The organism is Myxococcus sp. XM-1-1-1, assembly GCF_020037095.1.
Lineage (GTDB): Bacteria > Myxococcota > Myxococcia > Myxococcales > Myxococcaceae > Myxococcus > Myxococcus fulvus.
The window spans coordinates 333,852-351,536 of the sequence record NZ_JAIQDH010000001.1 but is presented as its reverse complement, the minus strand read 5'-3'; the positions used below and the strand labels follow the sequence as shown (position 1 = coordinate 351,536).

Below are 17,685 nucleotides of genomic sequence, written 5' to 3'. Positions count from 1 at the left end.
GACAGGGGCCTCACGGCTCCGCCGCGGGCGCCAGGGGACTCACGGAGAGAGGAGACGCTTTGAGGCTCTCGGAATGGCTCAGTGGGACCCGCCCCAGGTCATGGCGCGGCTTCGGCATCCACGTGCTCATCTTCGTGGCCGTCGCCGCGCTGTTCACCGGCTTCTGGGCGTTGAACAACCGCCCCGTATCCGCGCCGGACTGGCCGGAGCGCATCTCCGGCTTCACGTACTCGCCCTACCGGCTCGGCGAGAACCCGAGGAAGGGCCGGTACCCCACCGAGGCCGAGCTGCGCGCGGACCTGGTGCAGCTGAGCCAGTGGACCGACCACATCCGCATCTACACCGTCCAGGGCTCCCAGGCGGAGGTCCCGAGGCTGGCCGAGGAGCTCGGCCTGCGGGTGACGCTGGGCGTCTGGATCTCCGACGATTTGGAGCGCAACGAGCGGGAGCTTGAGAAGGCCATCTCGCTGACCCGCGCCCACCCGAACATCGTGCGCATGGTGGTGGGCAACGAATCCATCTATCGCCTGGACGTCACCTTCGACGAGCTCGTCGCCTACCTCGACCGGGTGCGCGCGGCCGTCACCGTCCCCGTGACGACCAGCGAGCAGTGGCATGTCTGGCGGGGGATTCCGCAGCTGGCCGAGCATGTCGACCTCATCTCGAGCCACGTCCTGCCCTACTGGGAGGACGTGTCGATGCAGGCCGCCCCGGGCTACGTGCTCGAGCGCGTGAGCCTGCTGCAGGAGATGTTCCCGGACAAGCCCCTGCTGCTGGGGGAGGTCGGCTGGCCGAGCAACGGCGGCGTGCGCGGCAGCGCGGTCCCCTCCGGCGTCGACCAGGCCGTCTTCCTGCGCACCATGGTCGACCTGCTCAATCGACACGGCTACGACTACTTCGTCATCGAGGCCTATGACCAACCCTGGAAGGACAGCATCGAAGGAGCCGCCGGCCCCTACTGGGGCGTGTTCGATGCCTTCCGTCAGCAGAAGTTCAACTTCGTGGGCCCCGTGGTGGCCATCCCGAAGTGGCGCTCCCTGGCGCTCGCCTCGGCCATCCTCGCGCTCGTCACCCTGGTGCTGCTGCTCATCGACGGCTCGGCCCTGCGACAGCGCGGCCGCACCTTCCTGACCGTCACGGCCTACTGCTTCAGCACGGCGCTGGTCTGGATGGGCCATGACTACAGCCAGCGCTACCTCCACGGGGTCGGCCAGGCCGTCAGCCTGCTGCTGCTCCTGAGCACGTTCGGCGTCCTCCTCGTCCTGCTCACCGAGGCCCACGAGCTGGCGGAGACCGTCTGGGTCCCCAAGCGCCGCAGGGAGTTCCTCCCCGTGAGGGCGGACCGGGCCTACCGGCCGAAGGTGTCGGTGCACGTGCCCTGCTACAACGAGCCGCCGGAGATGGTCCGCCAGACGCTCGACGCGCTCGCCGCCATGGACTACCCCGACTACGAGGTCCTGGTCATCGACAACAACACGAAGGACCCGGCGGTGTGGAGGCCCATCGAGGCGCACTGCGCGCGGCTCGGCAGGCGCTTCCGGTTCTTCCATGTCGCCCCGCTGGCCGGGTTCAAGGGCGGCGCGTTGAACCACCTGATTCGGCACACGGCCCCGGACGCCGAGGTCATCGCCGTCATCGACTCGGACTACCGCGTCGAGCGCGACTGGCTCAAGCACATGGTGCCCCACTTCGCCGACCCGCGAATCGCCGTGGTGCAGTCACCCCAGGACTACCGGGACCACGACGAGAGCGCCTTCAAGCGGCTGTGCTACAGCGAGTACCGGGGCTTCTTCCACATCGGGATGGTCACCCGGAATGACCGCGACGCCATCATCCAGCACGGCACGATGACGATGACGCGCCGCTCGGTGCTGGAGGAGCTGGGCTGGGCCGAGTGGTGCATCTGCGAGGACGCGGAGCTGGGCCTGCGCGTGTTCGAGAAGGGCTACTCGGCCGCCTATGCGCATCAGAGCTACGGCAAGGGACTGATGCCCGACACGCTGGTCGACTACAAGAAGCAGCGCTTCCGCTGGGCGTATGGCGCCGTGCAGATCATCAAGCGGCACGCCGCCATGCTGCTGTGGGGCGGCAGGAGCGAGCTGACGGCGGGCCAGCGCTATCACTTCCTCGCCGGCTGGCTGCCGTGGCTCGCGGACGGGCTGAACCTCTTCTACACGCTCGGCGCGCTCGTCTGGTCGGTGGTGATGGTGGTGGTGCCGCACCGGGTGGCGCCGCCCATGCTCATCTTCACGATTCCGCCGCTGGCGCTGTTCCTGTTCAAGGTCGGCAAGACCTTCTTCCTCTACCGGCGCGCGGTCGGCGTCGACTTCCGGGACGCGCTGGCCGCGGCGCTGGCCGGGATGGCGCTCTCGCACACCATCGCCAAGGCCGTGGTGTATGGGTTCTTCACGAGCACCCTGCCGTTCATCCGCACGCCGAAGAACGCGGACCGCCATGGGCTGTGGATGGCCCTCTCCGAGGCGCAGGCGGAGCTGGTGCTGCTCGTCCTGCTGTTGGGGGCGGCGGCCGGCGTCTACGCGGTCCACGGGCTGACCAGCCGGGGCCTGTGGTTCTGGGAGCTCCAGCTCCTGGTGCTGTCATTGCCCCATCTGGCCACGGTCATCATGGCCGTGCTGTCCAGCCAGGGGCAGCAGCAGCGCCGCGCGAGGCTCCCGCTCGGAAGCAGGAGCGTGCCGGCGGGCCACTGAGCCCACGCTCAGGGCTTGCGCCACCGGATGTCGATGCCCTTCACCCAGGCCTCGCCCCGGCCGTCACCCCGGTCCTCGGCGCGGAACACCAGCTCCCCGGCCTCGGCGTCGAAGACGAACTGCCGCGGCTGCGCCTGCGCGTCATGCACGTCGAACGTGCCGAGGACCCGCTCGCCCTGCTGGACGACGAGCCGCCCACACCACTCGTGGGCGTGCGCGTCCAACGTGAGCGTCCCGGGTCGGGCGAGCGAGAACTTCGCCGACTCGTGGGCGGCCGCAAGGACGAAGAGCATGCCGTCGCGCTTCGTGTAGTTCCCACCGAGGCCCTGGGGAGGGTTCGGCTTGCGTAAGAGGGACAGGCAATCCAGCTTCGGATTCCCACCCCAGTCGATGACCTGCTGCGACACGACGGACAGGCCCTCCTTCTGCGCGTAGTGCGCGAAGAGTTCCTGGCTCATGAAGTTGCGGATGCCGGGGTTGTCCATCCACCGCCCACAGGGGTTCGCGGTGTAGTTCGAGTGGTGGATGAACGCGTGCGCGTCCGGCGCCAGGACGCGGAAGAACTCGCGCAGGTAGGCCCGCACCACGTCGCTGTCGAAGTGGACCATCGCGTCGAAGCAGTAGGCCAGCGTCAAGGAGCCGCTGCGCAGCGCCGCGAGGCTCGAACCGTCGTTGACGACGAAGGATATCTTCGAGTCCCGGCCCGCGAAGCGGCGACGACAGAAGTCGATGTTCTCCGGGTTGATGTCCACCACATGGACGCGCTCGGAGAGCGGCAGCAGGAACTCCGTGTTCCGGCCATGGCCCGCCGCCAGGTCCATGGTGGAGGTGAAGTCACACGCGCTGATGACGGGCCAGATGAGGTTCTTCCAGGCCTCCGGCATGAACGCCTCGACCTCGTCGTAGTACGCGTGGTCCTTCCAGTCGTCTCCAACCTCCTTGGCCAGTACGGCGACTCCCTCTTTCGACATGGATGTGGCTCTCTCCCAAAGGTTGGACGCCCCAGCAGACACAATCCGCCTCGGCGCAGCAAGCGGCCTGGGCTGTTCACCACTTGACAGCTGTGACCCTCCGTTCCAAGAACACTGAAGTGCTGCACGCATCGCGAAATGACCCCGACCCCGCGGTGGAATCAGGGCGTTGACCTGGATGCGACTCCAGGGAGGCAGGGCGCGGGTTGCGTCACGGCGAACATCGATGCTTGGCTTTGATTTCATGAACACACGTCGTGTCGGGGGGACCGCGGCGCGTTGCGCCCTGGTGGCGCTCTGCCTCCTGGGGCTGTCCTGCGTGAAGCGCCCGGTGGACTACGCCCGCGAACATGCGCAGACGCTCGCGCCGGCGAAGCTGGAGTCCACGGCCAAGGCCACGGTGGGCGCCGTCCGGAAGCTCCGGGTCCGTGTCTACGCGGATTCGGATTACCGGGAGCAGGTGGTGCGCTGGCGCAGCAGCATCGTGTCCCAGTTGCAGCGCGCGAGCGCGGTGGTGCGGGGCCCACTCGGCGTGGAGTTCGAGCTCGAGTCCACGCGTGAGTGGGCGCACCGCGGCGTCGAGGGCGAACTGGGGGGCTCGCTGAGCGCGCTGGAGCTGGCGGACCCGGGAGAAGGCGTGGACCTGGTCGTGGGGCTCGTCTCCACGCTCAAGTTCTACACCGCCTCGCACCATGAGCTGGGCATGGCGCGGCTGTTCGGACGCCACTTCGTGATTCGGGAGATGGGCAACCCCGACGAGGTCCGCGCCATCATGGAGGCGCTCGTGCACCTGCCCCAGGACGAGCAGCAGACGCTCTACCAGCAGCGCAAGCAGCACAAGGAGACGTCCGTCTTCCTCCATGAGTGGGCGCACACGCTGGGAGCGTTCCACGTGCACGACTCGCACTGGATGATGTCCCCCAACTACGGCTCGAACCAGGGCGCCTTCTCGCCGCAGACCCTGTCCTTGCTCGCCACCAGCCTGAGGCATTCCTCCAAGGCCCAGCACGACGAGGCGGCCGCGCTCGCCTGGGCGACCGAGCTGTGGGAGTTGCTGACGTCGACCTCCTGGCCGGAGTGGGAAGGGCCCCAGAAGGACGCCATCGTCGACTGGCTCGCGAAGGTCCGCGCGGGCGCCGCGCCCCTCACCCAGCAGCCTCCCAAGGCGAGCACCCTGTCCGCGGACGACCGGCGCCTGCTCGACTCCATCCTCGCGCTCGACAAGGAGGGGCGCGTCGAGGTCGCGGCGCAGCAGATGGAGCCCCTGGCGCTCTTCCATCCGGAGGACGCCCACATCCAATCGCTGGCCTGCTACCTGGGCACACGGGCCGCGCCCACGCTGCCGGCGACCCGGGAGAAGTGCGCCTCCGTCGCGGAGAAGTTCTCCAAGAACCCCTCTCCCCTGTTCCAGCTCGCCGTCCTGGACGCCCAGCAGGGCCGCCACCTGGAGGCGCAGGGTCACCTCGTGCGAGCCCGGCAGCGGATGGAGGCGGACCCTGGAACCACGCCGGACGTCTGGGGAGACCTCGCGGCGCTCTTCAAGCAGACCTCCTCGCTCACCTGGACCGAGCAGGCCCTCGCGAAGACCGGCGACGAGTCACGCACCCGGGCCGTACGGAGCTGGACCATCCAGACCCGGCGGTGGATGGCCTTGCCGGTGGACCCTTCCGTGAGCGGCGTCGCCGTGGAGCGGGAGGGTGAGCTCATCCGCGCGGCGAAGGACGTGGAGGCGGCCCTGGACAAGGGGCCCGCGGTGAAAGCACCGACGCGCCTTGCCTGGCTGAAGCGGGAGTTTCCACGCGCGGCCGTGCGGCACGTGCTCGACTGCGAGATGAACCTGCGCGCAGGCAGGCCGGGGCCCGCGAAGACATCGTGCCGGAAGGCGGTCGCCGCGTATGACGAGGCGGTGCAGGCGCACTTCATCCTGGGCTGGATGGCCTCCATGTCCGGCGCCCGCGCGGAGGCGCGGACCCACCTGGAGCGCGTGGTCACGCTGGAGCCCCTGCACACCGAGGCGTGGCGACTGCTCGCGGAGCAGTACCGCGCCGCCGGCATGCAGGAGGCGCTGAAGACACTCCAGGGCCGCTATCGCGAACAGTTCGCCCAGGAGCTGCGCTGAGACGCCCCAGGCTCCGGCCAGCCGCGAACACCAGGACACACGGCCGACTTCAACCGCGCGCCGGCCCGTCCCGGCGACGACGGCTCAGCACCAGCAACATCAACAGCGCGGACAGCGAGAACAGGCCGGACACACGAGAACGAACGGAGCCAGGAGGGTGCAGGGTGACTCCCTGAACGCACCCACGTGATTTGCTTCGCCCGAAAAGGCGCCCGCTACTTCGGCATCTCGGTGGGGGCCTCGCCGAAGGTCCGCCCCCTCTGGTCCCCCAACCAGAAACCGCGGTACTCGAGGCCGTACTGGACACCCCCCGAATCGAGGAACACGGGGACCGTCTTGCCGTCGGTGTCACGGGCCTCGAAGTCGGCGTAGTGGTTCTCCAGCCCCGCCCCCGCCTTCACCCGCAGGGACCTGGCGCCGCTGAGCGGCACCTCGAGCCGGCCCTTCACCTCGTTGACGGCGGGCCCGTTCGCGTCGAAGAACACATACAGCGGGCCGCTGAAGCCCTTGGGGACGATGAAGTGCACGGGCTTCGCGGTGCGCGCGGCCCACCAGGACGCGGTCAGGTCATCGAACACCACCGCGAACAGCCCCACGCCGCCCACCACCACCAGCACCAGCCCGATTCCGACCGACGCGGCCATCGACAGGTTGAAGAGCTTCTTGATGAGCAGGGCGACCCCCATCCCGACAGCGCCCCCCACGACCACCAGGAACAACATGCCCAGCATCACGCCCAAGGCCATCCCACTGTCCGGACCGTTCACGTCGCACGACTCCTCGCCCCCTCGGGCTGCAATGGGCACGAGGTTATACGCAAACCGTGACACTGGGGATGACACCCCTCGGGAGACATGAGTCACCCGTGACTATCCAAGAGCCTCTGTCTTTGGGTTGAATGGCCGGATGGCCCCAGCCGCACCCCAGCCGCCGCCCGACTCCCGGAGGCGGGGCGTCGCGAAGAACCTGCTCTTCGTCATCGCCTGTCTGCTCGTGGGTGGCTCGGCGGCCTTCGTCGTGCTGCACCAGGACAGGCCCCCGGACGGCCTCCCCATCCCCGAGGTGGCCGTGCCGAAGGCCGAGGCGCCGAAGGACCCGCCCCCCGTCACGAAGCCGCTCACCGGCCCCTATCGCGACCCTCGAATCCCCCAGCGGATGCCACCAGGAGACGAGCTGCGCCGGCCCACCGAGGACGTCTGGTGCGAAGGCCTGTCCGTGGAGCGCTGCGACGACTTCCCCAAGGACTGCGAGCTCGCGGCGTATTGCGACGGCGTGAGGTTCTGCAGGACCCAGCCGATGTATCCGAACAAGGCGGAGTGCGCGGAGGAGGGCGTCCTGGGCGCCAGCGTGGCGTGCTGCCCCGGCCTCGTGCCGCGCTGTGGCGTCCTGGAGCACCACGTCGGCCCCAGGTGCGACCCCATCGAGGGAACCACCCTGGAGTCGGTCTGCGTGCGCTGCGGCGATGGCGTGTGCGGGAAGTTCGAACAGGTCTGCAACTGCCCGGAGGACTGCGCCCGATGAGCCTCGTCCATGTCCAGCGGCTCACGCCCGTGACGCTCGTCGTGCTCCTGCTCGGCGGCCTCGCCGACGCGCGTCCCAAGTACCTGTCCCAGGCCCGCTTCATCGAGGACACGCCGGTGATGCAGGCGGCGCTCGACGGGGATGCGGCGCGGATGAAGGACCTGCTCGACAACAAGTCGGCGGTCAACATCACGGGCCATGTCACGAATGGCTACCCCCACATGACCCCGCTGATGGTGTCGGGGGAGAAGGACGACGTCGCCCTCGTCCGGATGCTGCTGAAGGCGGGCGCGGACCCGCTGCTGCGAGTCCCCCGACACGACAACAGCGCCTGGCCTCCCTTCGGCTGGTCCGCGCGGTGCTTCGCGCGCTCCACGGGTGCGGCTCGCGCGGAGAAGCTGCTGGTGAAGGCGGGCTCGCGCGGTGACGAGGCGTGCCTCGTGGAAGCGGACTTCCTGGCGGCCGTGGCCAAGGAGCAGGTGCGGAAGGTCGAACAGCTGGGCCAGCGCGCGAAGGGGCGCATCCAGCAGCGCGTGCTCGCGGACGCGCTGAGCCTCGCCATGGACCAGAAGAGCGTGCCCATGGTCCGCGCCATCGAGGCGTCCGGGCTCTCTCCCCGGGGAGGCCTCAACCTCAACATGGCCGTGCCCGCCGGCGCCGACGTGTCGATGCGCCCCCGCTCACGCGTCACCATCACGCCCCTGCCCGCCGTGGAGGTGGCCCTGCGAGAGGACGACGAGAAGGCCCTGCTCGCCCTGGTGAAGAAGGGCGCCGCGCCGCCTCCGCTCTCCCAGCTCGTCGAGAAGCGGATGCGCTCGGTGGTGAAGCACCTGCTGAAGACGGGCGCCAATCCCAACGACACGCTGCCCTGGTCGGACACCGCCCTCATCAAGGCCGTGCAGGCCCGCGATGGGGACCTCACGGAGGCCCTGCTCGCGGCTGGCGCGGACGTCAATCTCGCGGGGGCCAGCGCGGCCACGCCCCTGCTGACCTCGATGCAAGGCAATGAGCCCGTGGACACCACGCTCGTGCGGCGCCTGGTGGAAGCGGGAGCGGACATCGACAAGAGCGACAGCACCCGGCCTCCCTTGCAGCACGCGGCGGGCATCTGCCTGCCGGACATCGTCTCCCTGCTCCTCCAGCGCGGGGCCCGGTGGAACCGGCCTCCGCGCGGCGGCACGGGGCTCTACGAAGACGCGCTGCGGCCTCGCGCCCCCTGCACCGAGGAGGACACCCTCCGCGTCGTCCAGGCCCTCCGCGCCGCAGGCGTCCTCATCCACGCACAGGAGCTCCTGGACCCGGGGCACTTCCACGAGCGCGCGCGGCAGTCCCCGGCCCTGGGCGCCGAGCTCTTCGCGGCAGGACTGGTGCCAGAGCGCAAGCAGCCGAAGCCCCGTCACCCGGAGGGCAGCCCCCTGCGAAACCTGGAGGACCTGGGTAGGGCCGTTCGGACCACAACGCCTCTCATCGAGTGGGAACGCTACAACCCCTGGCTCTGGGGAACGTGAGACCGGTGTGCGATTGACGCTCCCTGGCAATGGGCGACATAGACCAGCCCATGCCGACAAAACTGAATAGCTTTACATCACTGTTTATCCTGGCAGTAACCTGCATGTCCGCGCAGGCGTTCGCCGCGACGCTGAGCTCCGCGTCCTCCACCGTCTTCACCTTCCCCAATGGGACGTTCGAAATCCCGGCGCTCGCGGCCTCGCCGGGCTACCAGTACGCCCCGGCGGGCTCGGGCTGGACGTTCGTCGATGGCGCGGGCCTCACGCGCAACGGCACCGCCTTCACGTCGGGCAACCCCAGCGCGCCGCAGGGCGCCCAGGTGCTGCTGCTGCAGGGCGTGGCCTCAGCCTCGCGGGCGGTCAACATCCCCGCCGGCTACTACGTCTTCAGCTTCGCCGCCGCGCAGCGCGGCAACATCCCGAGCACGCAGCGGGTGGAGCTGCGAGTCAACGGCGCCACGGTGCTGGGCGTCACGCCCGCGGGCAGCACGTACCAGCGCTTCACCACGGGCCCGGTGCTGCTGGGCTCGGGCGCGCACACGGTGGCGGTGCACGGCACCAATCCGCAGGGCACCGACAGCACCGCCTTCGTGGACGACCTCACGGCGACGCGTGTGCGGGACATCGTCATCAGCGGCTTCGAGTCCCCCGCCCTGCCCGCCTCGCCCGGCTACGCCTACACCCCCACGGGAGGCCCGTGGTCCATCAACCCGGGCGCGGGCCTGGCCCGTAACGGCAGCGCCTTCACGGTCTCCAATCCCAACGCGCCCGAAGGGAGCCAGGTGCTCTTCCTCCAGGGAGACTCCTCCGCGTCGACGTCGGTCAACATCCCCATCACGGGCCACTACCGCCTGCGCGTCAGGGCCGCGGCGCGCGCCAACAGCCCCACGATGCCTCCCGCGAAGAACCTCCTCGTCAGCGTGGCCGGCACCCAGGTCGGCGCGTTCCGCCTGACGGCGACGCAGTACGTCGAGCAGGTGTCCATGCCCATCTACCTCGCCGCGGGGGCCACCGTGGTGAGCCTGGCGGGCCTGGACACGGCGGGCGGCGACCACACGGCGCTGGTGGATGACCTGCGGATGGAGCTGGTCCACGACTGGAGGGACCCGCAGGTCTGGGGCGGCGCGGTGCCTGGACCGAACGACACCGCCACCGTGGGGGCCGGCAGCGCCGTGTGCCTCCGGGGCTCCGTCAGCACGACGTCCATCACCGTCGGAGGGGAGCTGCTCGGCGTCCAGAACCAGGGCTTCGACGTCACCACGCGCTACGTGATGGTGATGGGCAGCGGCGCGAAGCTCGAGGTGGGGCAGGAGCTGACGCCCTTCCCGAACGCGGGCGTGTTCACGCTCGTCGGCGCGCCGGCCGACCCCGACGTCATGGGCATGGGCAACAAGTTCCTCGGCGCCATGAGCTCCGGCGTCATCCGGCTCCACGGCGAGGAGCGCGTGAGCTGGTCCCAGCTCGGCGCGAACGCGGCCGCGGGGAGCACCTCCCTCCTCCTCAAGCAAGCGGTGGACTGGCGCGTGGGAGACACCCTGGTCGTGGTCTCCAGCCACCTGAACCCGAACGAGGCGGAGAAGCGGACCATCACCGGCCTGTCGGAGGGGAACACCCGGGTGGCGCTGTCGAGCCCGCTCACCTTCGCGCATACCGGCGTGGTGAAGACCTATACCCAGGGCTCGCGCACGTGGACGGCGGATCTGCGCGCGCAGGTGGGCCTGCTCACCCACAACCTCAAGGTCCAGGGGGATGCCGCCTCCACGGCCACCCGCCACGGGGGCCATGTCATGGTCATGACCGACGCGGCCGCGTACATCAGCGGCGTCGAGCTGTACAACATGGGCCAGAAGAAGCTGCTCGGCCGCTATCCGTTCCACTGGCACATGCTCGGAGCAGCGGGGGCGGGCCAGTACTTCAAGAACTCCAGCATCCACCAGTCCTACAACCGGGCCATCACCATCCACGGCACGGAGAGCACGCTGGTGGAGAACAACTTCTTCCATGACCACGTCGGGCACGGCGTGTTCCTGGAGGACGGCAGCGAGCGCTTCAACGTCATCAAGAAGAACGTGACGCTGCTCACCCGGCGCCCCGCGCCCGGCGACCAGCTGACGCCCTCCGACAACGAGTTCGTACAGCTCCAGAACCGCACGCCCGCCAGCTATTGGATCACCAACCCACAGAACACGTTCGAGGACAACGTCGCCGCGGGGACCGAGGGCACGGGGTTCTGGTTCGCCTTCCCCAAGAAACCCATGGGGCAGTCCGCGACCGATGGGCGCTTCAGCAGCCTGGAGCCCTGGCGGCTGCCGATGATTTCGTTCAAGGGCAACAGCGCGCACAGCACCGGCTCCGGGTTCGACATCTTCGACGGGCTGTCCCCCACCCACGCCATCCAGCCCAACCTCGGCTGGGATGACCCGGCGCTCCACCTCATCGAGGACAGCACCTGGTACGCGAATGACCTGGCCATCTACACCGGCATCGGCGCGGGCGGCCCGTCCGACAACCTGGTCTTCCGCAACAACATCTTCGTCGACAACCACACCGCGGCGATGATGGCCAGCTACAGCGTCATCGACCAGAGCCTGTTCGTGGCGAACTCCGGCGAGTCGCTCTACACCGGAGCGCAGCATGCCTACCGGGTGTACGACGGCGCGGGCCAGGTCCGGGACTCGCACTTCGTCGGCTGGAACGCGGCCAACGCCAACCTCCTCATCAACACCGGCGCCGCCATCAAGCACCCCAACCACCTGTTCACCGGGAACACGGTGTCGCCGGCGGGGACGCCGCGCATCAGCCTGGGCAACTACGACCTGCCGCCCAAGGCGAACACCGACGCCAACGACAACGAGCACCCGCGCTTCTGGTCCATCGCGCTGCGCGACCTCACGGGCGGCATCAGCGGCAAGCCGAACACCACCATCGTCTCCAGCCATCCCTTCATGCGCGTGGGCGACGAGTTCCGTCCCGCGAACTGGGAGAACGCGTACCGCAGCGACCACCGCTTCGTGCTGTCGCGACTCACCTATGGCGTGTCCTTCGAGCAGACGCCCGACGTCGCCGTCACCCGGGAGAAGGTGGGGACGCCCACCGCGCACGTCTATTACATCCACGGCTATCGGGAGTGGCACCAGCTCCCGTTCCTGGTGAACGAGGGCTTCGAGTACACGTATGCCTATGCATCCCTGCCCTCCGTGAGGACGGTGGCGATGAACATGGAGGACGCCAGCGTGGGCGACACCTACGTCGCCCGGTTCAAGGACTTCGGGAAGCTGGGGGGCCTGGGTGTCGCGTCGTCGCAAGCGGGCTTCGGCTCGCGCACCTCGCTGGCCAACCTGCGGGCCTCGGCCAACTCCGCGTACTTCGTGCAGCAGGGCGGGGACCTGTACATCAAGGCGGTGGCCACCGGGAGGGCGCAGAACTTCGTCATCCACTGGAGCACGGACTTCGCGGTGCCGCCGCTCGACACGGACGGGGACCAGATGTCGGACGCCGCCGAAATCGTCGCGGGTCGCCACCCGTTCGACGCGGGAGACCTGGGCGCCGAGTTCAACGCGGCGGGGGACGTCGAGGGCTGGAGCGCATCCGCGAACGTCTCCGGGCTCGCCGTCACGGGGGGCGTGCTGACCGGGACGGGCTCGGGCACCGGCGACGCGCAGGTGGTGAACACCGCCTATCACTTCCGCGCCAGCCGCGTGGCGAAGGTCCAGGTGCGGATGCGCGCGACGCAGAACACCACGCTGGAGCTCTTCTTCGCCACGGCCACCCTGCCCGGCTTCTCCGGCACGCGCGCGACGAGCACCGTCTACACCGGCAATGGCGCGTACCAGACGCTCACCCTCGAGGTGGCGGGACATGTCGACTGGACGGGCACCATCACCGACCTGCGCCTGGACCCGGTGAGCAGCGTGGGAAACCCGTTCGACATCGACTGGATTCGCGCCGTGCCCGCGCCCGGCGTCACCCGGGACTGAGCCGGACCGGGTGACGCGCGGGTTTCTTCGCCTTGCGCGTCACGAAATCGGACGTGGGGGGTGCCCCGGGAAGGGCCTTGTCGCGCACGGTGGGGCGTCGCCGTGCGAGGGGAAGTCCCGGGATGCACCGCCGGCCACCCCGCGCTCGCGAGGACCGACAGCGCGGCCACCAGGAGGCCCTCCCCGGCTGTTTTCCGAGGGGTGTCTGGCCATGTCGCGCGTCACCTCGCGCGCGGTGGGAAGGGGGTCATCAATCCCGTCGTCGCCCTTGGAGGGAGCGTGCATGATGAACGCGCGCCCCGCCCGGCTCGTCGAGGAGGTGCTCCGCGTGTGGGCGGGGCACGCTCCAGGCTCGCGTGTGGTGGCGGGTCGAGGAGACAGCGGACATGACGACGGAGCGCGGGATGGACACGGAGGTGGTGGAGCGGCTCGTGCGCGAGGAGTCGTTCGCGAACGAGACCTTCGTGGGGCTCGACCTGCAGGGCGTGGTGCTGACCGACAAGGAGTTCTATCGCTGCACGTTCGAGAACTGTCAGCTCCAGGAGAGCCGGTGGAAGGGCTCGCGGCTGGAGAACTGCGCGGTGCGCGGCAGCAACCTCACGCGGGCGCAGATGCCCTCCACCGCGCTCCGGGACGTGCGCTTCGAGGGCTCGAAGCTGATGGGCATCGACTGGAGCAACCTCGCGTCGAACCCTGAGTTGGGGTTCGTGGAGTGTGGCCTGTCGTATTGCTCGTTCGTCGGGCTGAGCCTGCGGAAGACGGACTTCCTGCGCTGCATCGCGCGGGAGTCGAACTTCTATGATTCGGACCTGACGGACTCGGACTTCACCGGCACCGACCTGAGCGGCAGCAACTTCCGGGGCTGCATGCTCGCGCGCGTGGACTTCCGGGAGACGGTGGGGACGTTCCTGGACCCACAGCACAACAAGCTCAAGGACGTGAGGGTGCCGGTGGAGACGGCGGTCGCGCTCGCGCGGAACCTGGGCATGTTGGTGGCGGGCTTCCACGACGAGGCACCCAAGCGCGCGCCGAGGAAGGCCCGGTAGGGACTCAGGGGCGGCCCGCGCGCTCCAGGAGGGGCTCGAGCACCGCGGCCAGGTCTCCCATCACGTTGATGCTCCCCGTGAGGTAGCGACGTGTCTGGGGGAGGTAGAGCATGAAGCTCTGGTAGCCCGCGGTGGTGCCCAGGTGGCCGAGGGCGACGACGCCCTGGGACTCGAGCCGCATCACGCCGAGCCCGTAGCCCACCAGACGTGACTCGGGCTCGGGCGCGGACTGGAACGCGAGCATGGACTCCAGCGTCTGCTCGCGCTCGAAGAGGGCGCCCGCGCGCAGCTTCTTCCAGAAGGTGAGCAGGTCGGCGACGGTGGTCTCCAGCGCGTGGCCACCCGAGGCCCCGGCCATGGAGGGGTCGACGACGGTGAGGTCGGCCATCTCCTCATCCATGGGGACGTAGCCGCGTGCGCAGGGCGCGGGGCAGGACAGGTCTGCGGGCTCGGGCGCACGGGTGTGGGAAAGGCCCGCGCGCTCGATGACCCGCTCGCGGACGACCTCGCGCCAGCCGCGGCCCTCCACGGCGGAGAGGATTTCGCCGAGGAGCACGTAGTTCGTGTTGGAGTAGCCATATTGGGAGCCGGGAGGGAACGCCGGGGACTGCGCGCCGGAGATGCCGAGAATCTCCTCGAGCGACCAGACGTGCTCCGGGTCCATGACGATGGCCAGGTTCGTCTCTTCGGTGACCCACTCGGGGATGCCCGAGCGGTGCGCGAGCAGCATGGCCACGGTGATGGAGGAGGCGTTCGCGATGCGCGCCGTCACGCTCGCGGGCAGGTGCTGCGTCAGCGTGTCCTCCAGGGTGAGCTTGCCCTGCTCGACGGACTGGAGCACCGCGGTGGCGACGAAGGTCTTCATGATGCTGCCCGCGCGAAAGCGGTGCTGCGCGGACATGGGCTGCTGGCCCGGGGCGTCACTGACACCGGCGGCGCCCGACCAGGTCGACCCCTCGTCGGAGGCGACGGCCAACGCAATGCCAGGAGTCAGCCCATGGGTGACGGAGTCCTCCATCAGGGCCTGGAGGTCCGCGTGCAGCGTCGAGGGCTCCTCGTCATCATTGCACGCCGTGAATGCGCCGGCCAGCGAGAGCATCGCGAGGAGAGGGAGCGTCTGCATCGAGCGGGGGACTGCCGTACTCCAGAAGTGGAGGTTCATGCCCAAGGAACACCGTTCCGTACCGGCGGTGTCACTCCAGGGAAAGAATGTCACAGCGGGCGTGGGCGCAAGACCAATCATTGAAGTGCGGTCCCGCCCGCGAAGCATCTGGCGTAAAACTTCATCATGCCCACCAACTCACTCGAACGCTCTCGCACGCGCCGGTTGCTGCTGGCGAGCTGTGTCGCCGCGATATGCATTGTCGCCCCTCAGCTCTCCTCCGCGGATCCCATGTGCGGCCCCGTCGATCCTCGGCCCATCTGCGACACCACCGACCCAGATGACCCGCCGGGAGCTCCTCCTGAAGGGCCTTTCTGGATCCACGAAGGCAAACGCTTCTTCGTGATTGGTGCCTTCGACTACCCACGCAAGGCCGCCGCGGACGCTGGCCCCGACGCAGGAGAGCCTCCCAACATCAACAAGTCAGATTTTGCACAGGGAGAGTTCGGGCGCGTGGGATTCAACACCATGATTCACGAAATCCACGACTTGACGCCGACGGACCTGGACAAGCTTGAGCAGCACGGCATGCACGTGCTCGCCAAGGCGTGGAACTGGGAGGCCCGGGGGACGCCGAAGGGTGAATTGCACTGGGTGCGGGAGAAGGTCGCCCAACATCACATCGGGAGCGCTCTGGACCTCAAGATCCAGGAACTGAAGAGCAAGTCAGCGCTCCTTGGCTACGACTCCATGGATGAAATGGGGTGGAACAAGGAGGGTGGAGGCCAGTTCGAGCGGGTTGACGGAGGCGTGGACTGGCTTAAGACCGCGGAGAATCGTGCGCGGATTCCGACTCTCGTTGAGGCCGAGAGCTTTCGCGCCTTCGTCAATGCCAGGGACCCCGCCCACCCTGTGTATTACACGGAGATCGCCGCCAACAACGCCGACGCGGGCGTCATTCCCTGGAATGACGTGCCAGGCTTTTCCCCCACGCAGTACCGGCAATGGCGGGCCGCAGCGAACGCCTGGGGGCAGGATCGCTATCCCATCACCCTCCTCGCCGACAACACAACGTTGCCATTTCCCCTGGCGCCCCTGAACCATCCCGCGGAGAGCACCGCGGCCATGCGAGCGCTCCATGACGACGACTTCGCGGCGCCTTATACCCCCACGGGCCCCATCCTGATGGTGCTCCAGGGCCAGGGGTACGCGGAGTGTTGCCCTTGGATGACCGAGCCCGAAGGAATGAAGGGGCGGCGCCCTAACTATACGGAGACCCGTTATATGGCCTACTCCTCCATCATCCAGGGGGCTCGCGGCATCTTCTGGTGGGGCACGGACGCAATCGAGCAGGACTCCCAACTCTGGTGGGACATCAAGAAGGTCGCCGCCCAGCTTCGTTTCCTGGAGCCCGCACTGATCTCCGACAGCCGACCGGACCTGGTGCTCTCCTCCTCCGGGCTGTTGGGCATGCAGCGCAAGGTCGGGCAGCGGAACATCCTCATCGTCACCAACCGCACCCCCTCCACCGTCACCGGCAACATCCGCCCGGTCAACTGGTCCAGCGCGAGGCCGGCCCGTCCGCTTTTCGAGAACCGCAGTCCCATCCCCTTCAACTCCACCCTGGGCGGATGGACGGACACCTTCGGTCCCTGGGAGGTCCATGTCTATACGGACCTTCCTCAGAAGCAGCGCAAGGATGACTTCGACGGGGACGGGACGTCTGACTTCACGTGGCACTGGCCGTCCCCCGCCCCGCCCCAGGTGGGAATGCTCACAGTCCAGGCCAGCTCGCTGCCACGCCTCATGCGCTTCGCGGGGAGCATTCCTGGAGATGTCTCCCTCACGGGTGACTACGACGGGGATGGCATCACGGACTACGCCGTCTACACCCCGGGGGTGGGCACCACGGACGGGTTCTTCACGGTCTGGATGAGCCAGGGCCAACACTGGAGTTGGTTCGATCTGGGAAAGCCCGGCGCCATCCCGGTCGCCGCCGATTATGATGGGGATGGCATCACGGACTTCGCGGTGTACGAACGACTCGCAACCCCGCAGACGGACCCCGAAACGTCCCAGCTGATGTACGGCCATTTCGTCTGGAGATCGAGCCAGACAGGGGTCTCGAACCAGACGTTCCTCATCGGTGAGCCCGACGACACGCCCGTCGTCGGTGACTTCGACCATGACGGCCGGGATGACTTCGCCATGTACAAGGCCAAGACCAGTTGGGGCTGGGGAGGCTGGTTCACCGTGCGCAGGAGCCAGGCCAATGTATGGGACTGGGACGTCCTGGGACAGGTGGGGGACCTCCCCGTCGTGGGCGACTACGACGGCGACGGGTTCAGCGACCTGGCGGTCTACACCCCACGCTGGCCGGCGAATGACGGAGGGGGCTACTTCACCGTCATCCACAGCTCCACGGGGACATCCCATGTGAAGTTCCTCGGAGGGGTCGGTGACGTCCCCGTCACGGGCGACTACGACGGCGATGGGAAGACGGACTTCGCGGTCTACCGGCCTCGCACGAGCACTCCCGCGGCGGGGGGTGACTACACCGTCACGTCCTCGAGAACCGGGCTCACGAGCGTGGTGAGCCGACCCGGCGTGCGTCCGGGCGAGCTGCCCATGGGCCGAGCCGGGCAGCAGTAATCCTCCTGCCTGGCGTGGTGGACTCGAACGTCCACCCCGCCGTGCGGCGGCGTGTGTCATCCGCCTTCGTGTAGCGGGCCT

The 17,685-nt window shown here is 68.5% G+C and carries 10 protein-coding genes; 7 read left to right on the top strand and 3 right to left on the bottom strand.

The window, feature by feature from the left end:
• Positions 1 to 59: 59 nt before the first annotated feature.
• Positions 60 to 2,708, top strand: coding sequence for a glycosyltransferase (locus K8640_RS01355; RefSeq protein WP_223745426.1), 2,649 nt, complete (start codon positions 60 to 62; stop codon positions 2,706 to 2,708).
• An 8-nt stretch (positions 2,709 to 2,716) separates the two neighbouring features.
• On the opposite strand, the gene K8640_RS01350 is transcribed toward K8640_RS01355, so the two are convergent.
• A complete protein-coding gene (locus K8640_RS01350) occupies positions 2,717 to 3,679 on the bottom strand; it encodes a class I SAM-dependent methyltransferase (RefSeq protein ID WP_223745425.1) in 963 nt (320 codons plus the stop codon).
• 244 nt (positions 3,680 to 3,923) lie between these two features.
• Between K8640_RS01350 and K8640_RS01345 the strand changes: the two genes are divergently transcribed.
• Positions 3,924 to 5,798: a bacterial transcriptional activator domain-containing protein gene (locus tag K8640_RS01345; protein WP_223745424.1), complete on the top strand. Its 1,875-nt coding sequence runs from the start codon at positions 3,924 to 3,926 to the stop codon at positions 5,796 to 5,798.
• A gap of 215 nt (positions 5,799 to 6,013) precedes the next feature.
• On the opposite strand, the gene K8640_RS01340 is transcribed toward K8640_RS01345, so the two are convergent.
• Positions 6,014 to 6,565: a hypothetical protein gene (locus K8640_RS01340; RefSeq protein ID WP_223745423.1), complete on the bottom strand. Its 552-nt coding sequence runs from the start codon at positions 6,563 to 6,565 to the stop codon at positions 6,014 to 6,016.
• A gap of 139 nt (positions 6,566 to 6,704) precedes the next feature.
• Here K8640_RS01340 and K8640_RS01335 point away from each other — a divergent pair, with 139 nt between their 5' ends.
• From K8640_RS01335 to K8640_RS01320, 4 genes are all read left to right on the top strand, one after another.
• Positions 6,705 to 7,319, top strand: coding sequence for a hypothetical protein (locus tag K8640_RS01335; RefSeq protein ID WP_223745422.1), 615 nt, complete (start codon positions 6,705 to 6,707; stop codon positions 7,317 to 7,319).
• Positions 7,316 to 8,827: an ankyrin repeat domain-containing protein gene (locus K8640_RS01330; RefSeq protein WP_223745421.1), complete on the top strand. Its 1,512-nt coding sequence runs from the start codon at positions 7,316 to 7,318 to the stop codon at positions 8,825 to 8,827. Before K8640_RS01335 ends, K8640_RS01330 begins: the two co-directional genes overlap by 4 nt.
• 104 nt (positions 8,828 to 8,931) lie before the next feature.
• Entirely contained in the window at positions 8,932 to 12,804 is a 3,873-nt protein-coding gene (locus tag K8640_RS01325; protein ID WP_223745420.1) for a G8 domain-containing protein, read from the top strand.
• A 386-nt stretch (positions 12,805 to 13,190) separates the two neighbouring features.
• Positions 13,191 to 13,850, top strand: coding sequence for a pentapeptide repeat-containing protein (locus K8640_RS01320; protein ID WP_223745419.1), 660 nt, complete (start codon positions 13,191 to 13,193; stop codon positions 13,848 to 13,850).
• Positions 13,851 to 13,854: 4 nt separating this feature from the next.
• Here the strand turns inward: K8640_RS01320 and K8640_RS01315 are convergent, their stop codons facing one another.
• Positions 13,855 to 14,973: a serine hydrolase gene (locus K8640_RS01315; RefSeq protein WP_223745418.1), complete on the bottom strand. Its 1,119-nt coding sequence runs from the start codon at positions 14,971 to 14,973 to the stop codon at positions 13,855 to 13,857.
• 507 nt (positions 14,974 to 15,480) lie between these two features.
• Here K8640_RS01315 and K8640_RS01310 point away from each other — a divergent pair.
• A complete protein-coding gene (locus K8640_RS01310) occupies positions 15,481 to 17,604 on the top strand; it encodes a VCBS repeat-containing protein (RefSeq protein ID WP_223745417.1) in 2,124 nt (707 codons plus the stop codon).
• Positions 17,605 to 17,685 lie beyond the last annotated feature (81 nt).

What these genes read in the sequence shown, in the direction of transcription:
- K8640_RS01315 (WP_223745418.1), bottom strand. Translation starts at nt 14,973, where the DNA reads ATGCAGACGCTCCCTCTCCTCGCGATGCTCTCGCTGGCCGGCGCATTC.
- K8640_RS01325 (WP_223745420.1), top strand. Translation starts at nt 8,932, where the DNA reads ATGTCCGCGCAGGCGTTCGCCGCGACGCTGAGCTCCGCGTCCTCCACC.
- K8640_RS01310 (WP_223745417.1), top strand. Translation starts at nt 15,481, where the DNA reads ATGATTCACGAAATCCACGACTTGACGCCGACGGACCTGGACAAGCTT.
- K8640_RS01345 (WP_223745424.1), top strand. Translation starts at nt 3,924, where the DNA reads ATGAACACACGTCGTGTCGGGGGGACCGCGGCGCGTTGCGCCCTGGTG.
- K8640_RS01335 (WP_223745422.1), top strand. Translation starts at nt 6,705, where the DNA reads ATGGCCCCAGCCGCACCCCAGCCGCCGCCCGACTCCCGGAGGCGGGGC.
- K8640_RS01350 (WP_223745425.1), bottom strand. Translation starts at nt 3,679, where the DNA reads ATGTCGAAAGAGGGAGTCGCCGTACTGGCCAAGGAGGTTGGAGACGAC.
- K8640_RS01330 (WP_223745421.1), top strand. Translation starts at nt 7,316, where the DNA reads ATGAGCCTCGTCCATGTCCAGCGGCTCACGCCCGTGACGCTCGTCGTG.
- K8640_RS01320 (WP_223745419.1), top strand. Translation starts at nt 13,191, where the DNA reads ATGACGACGGAGCGCGGGATGGACACGGAGGTGGTGGAGCGGCTCGTG.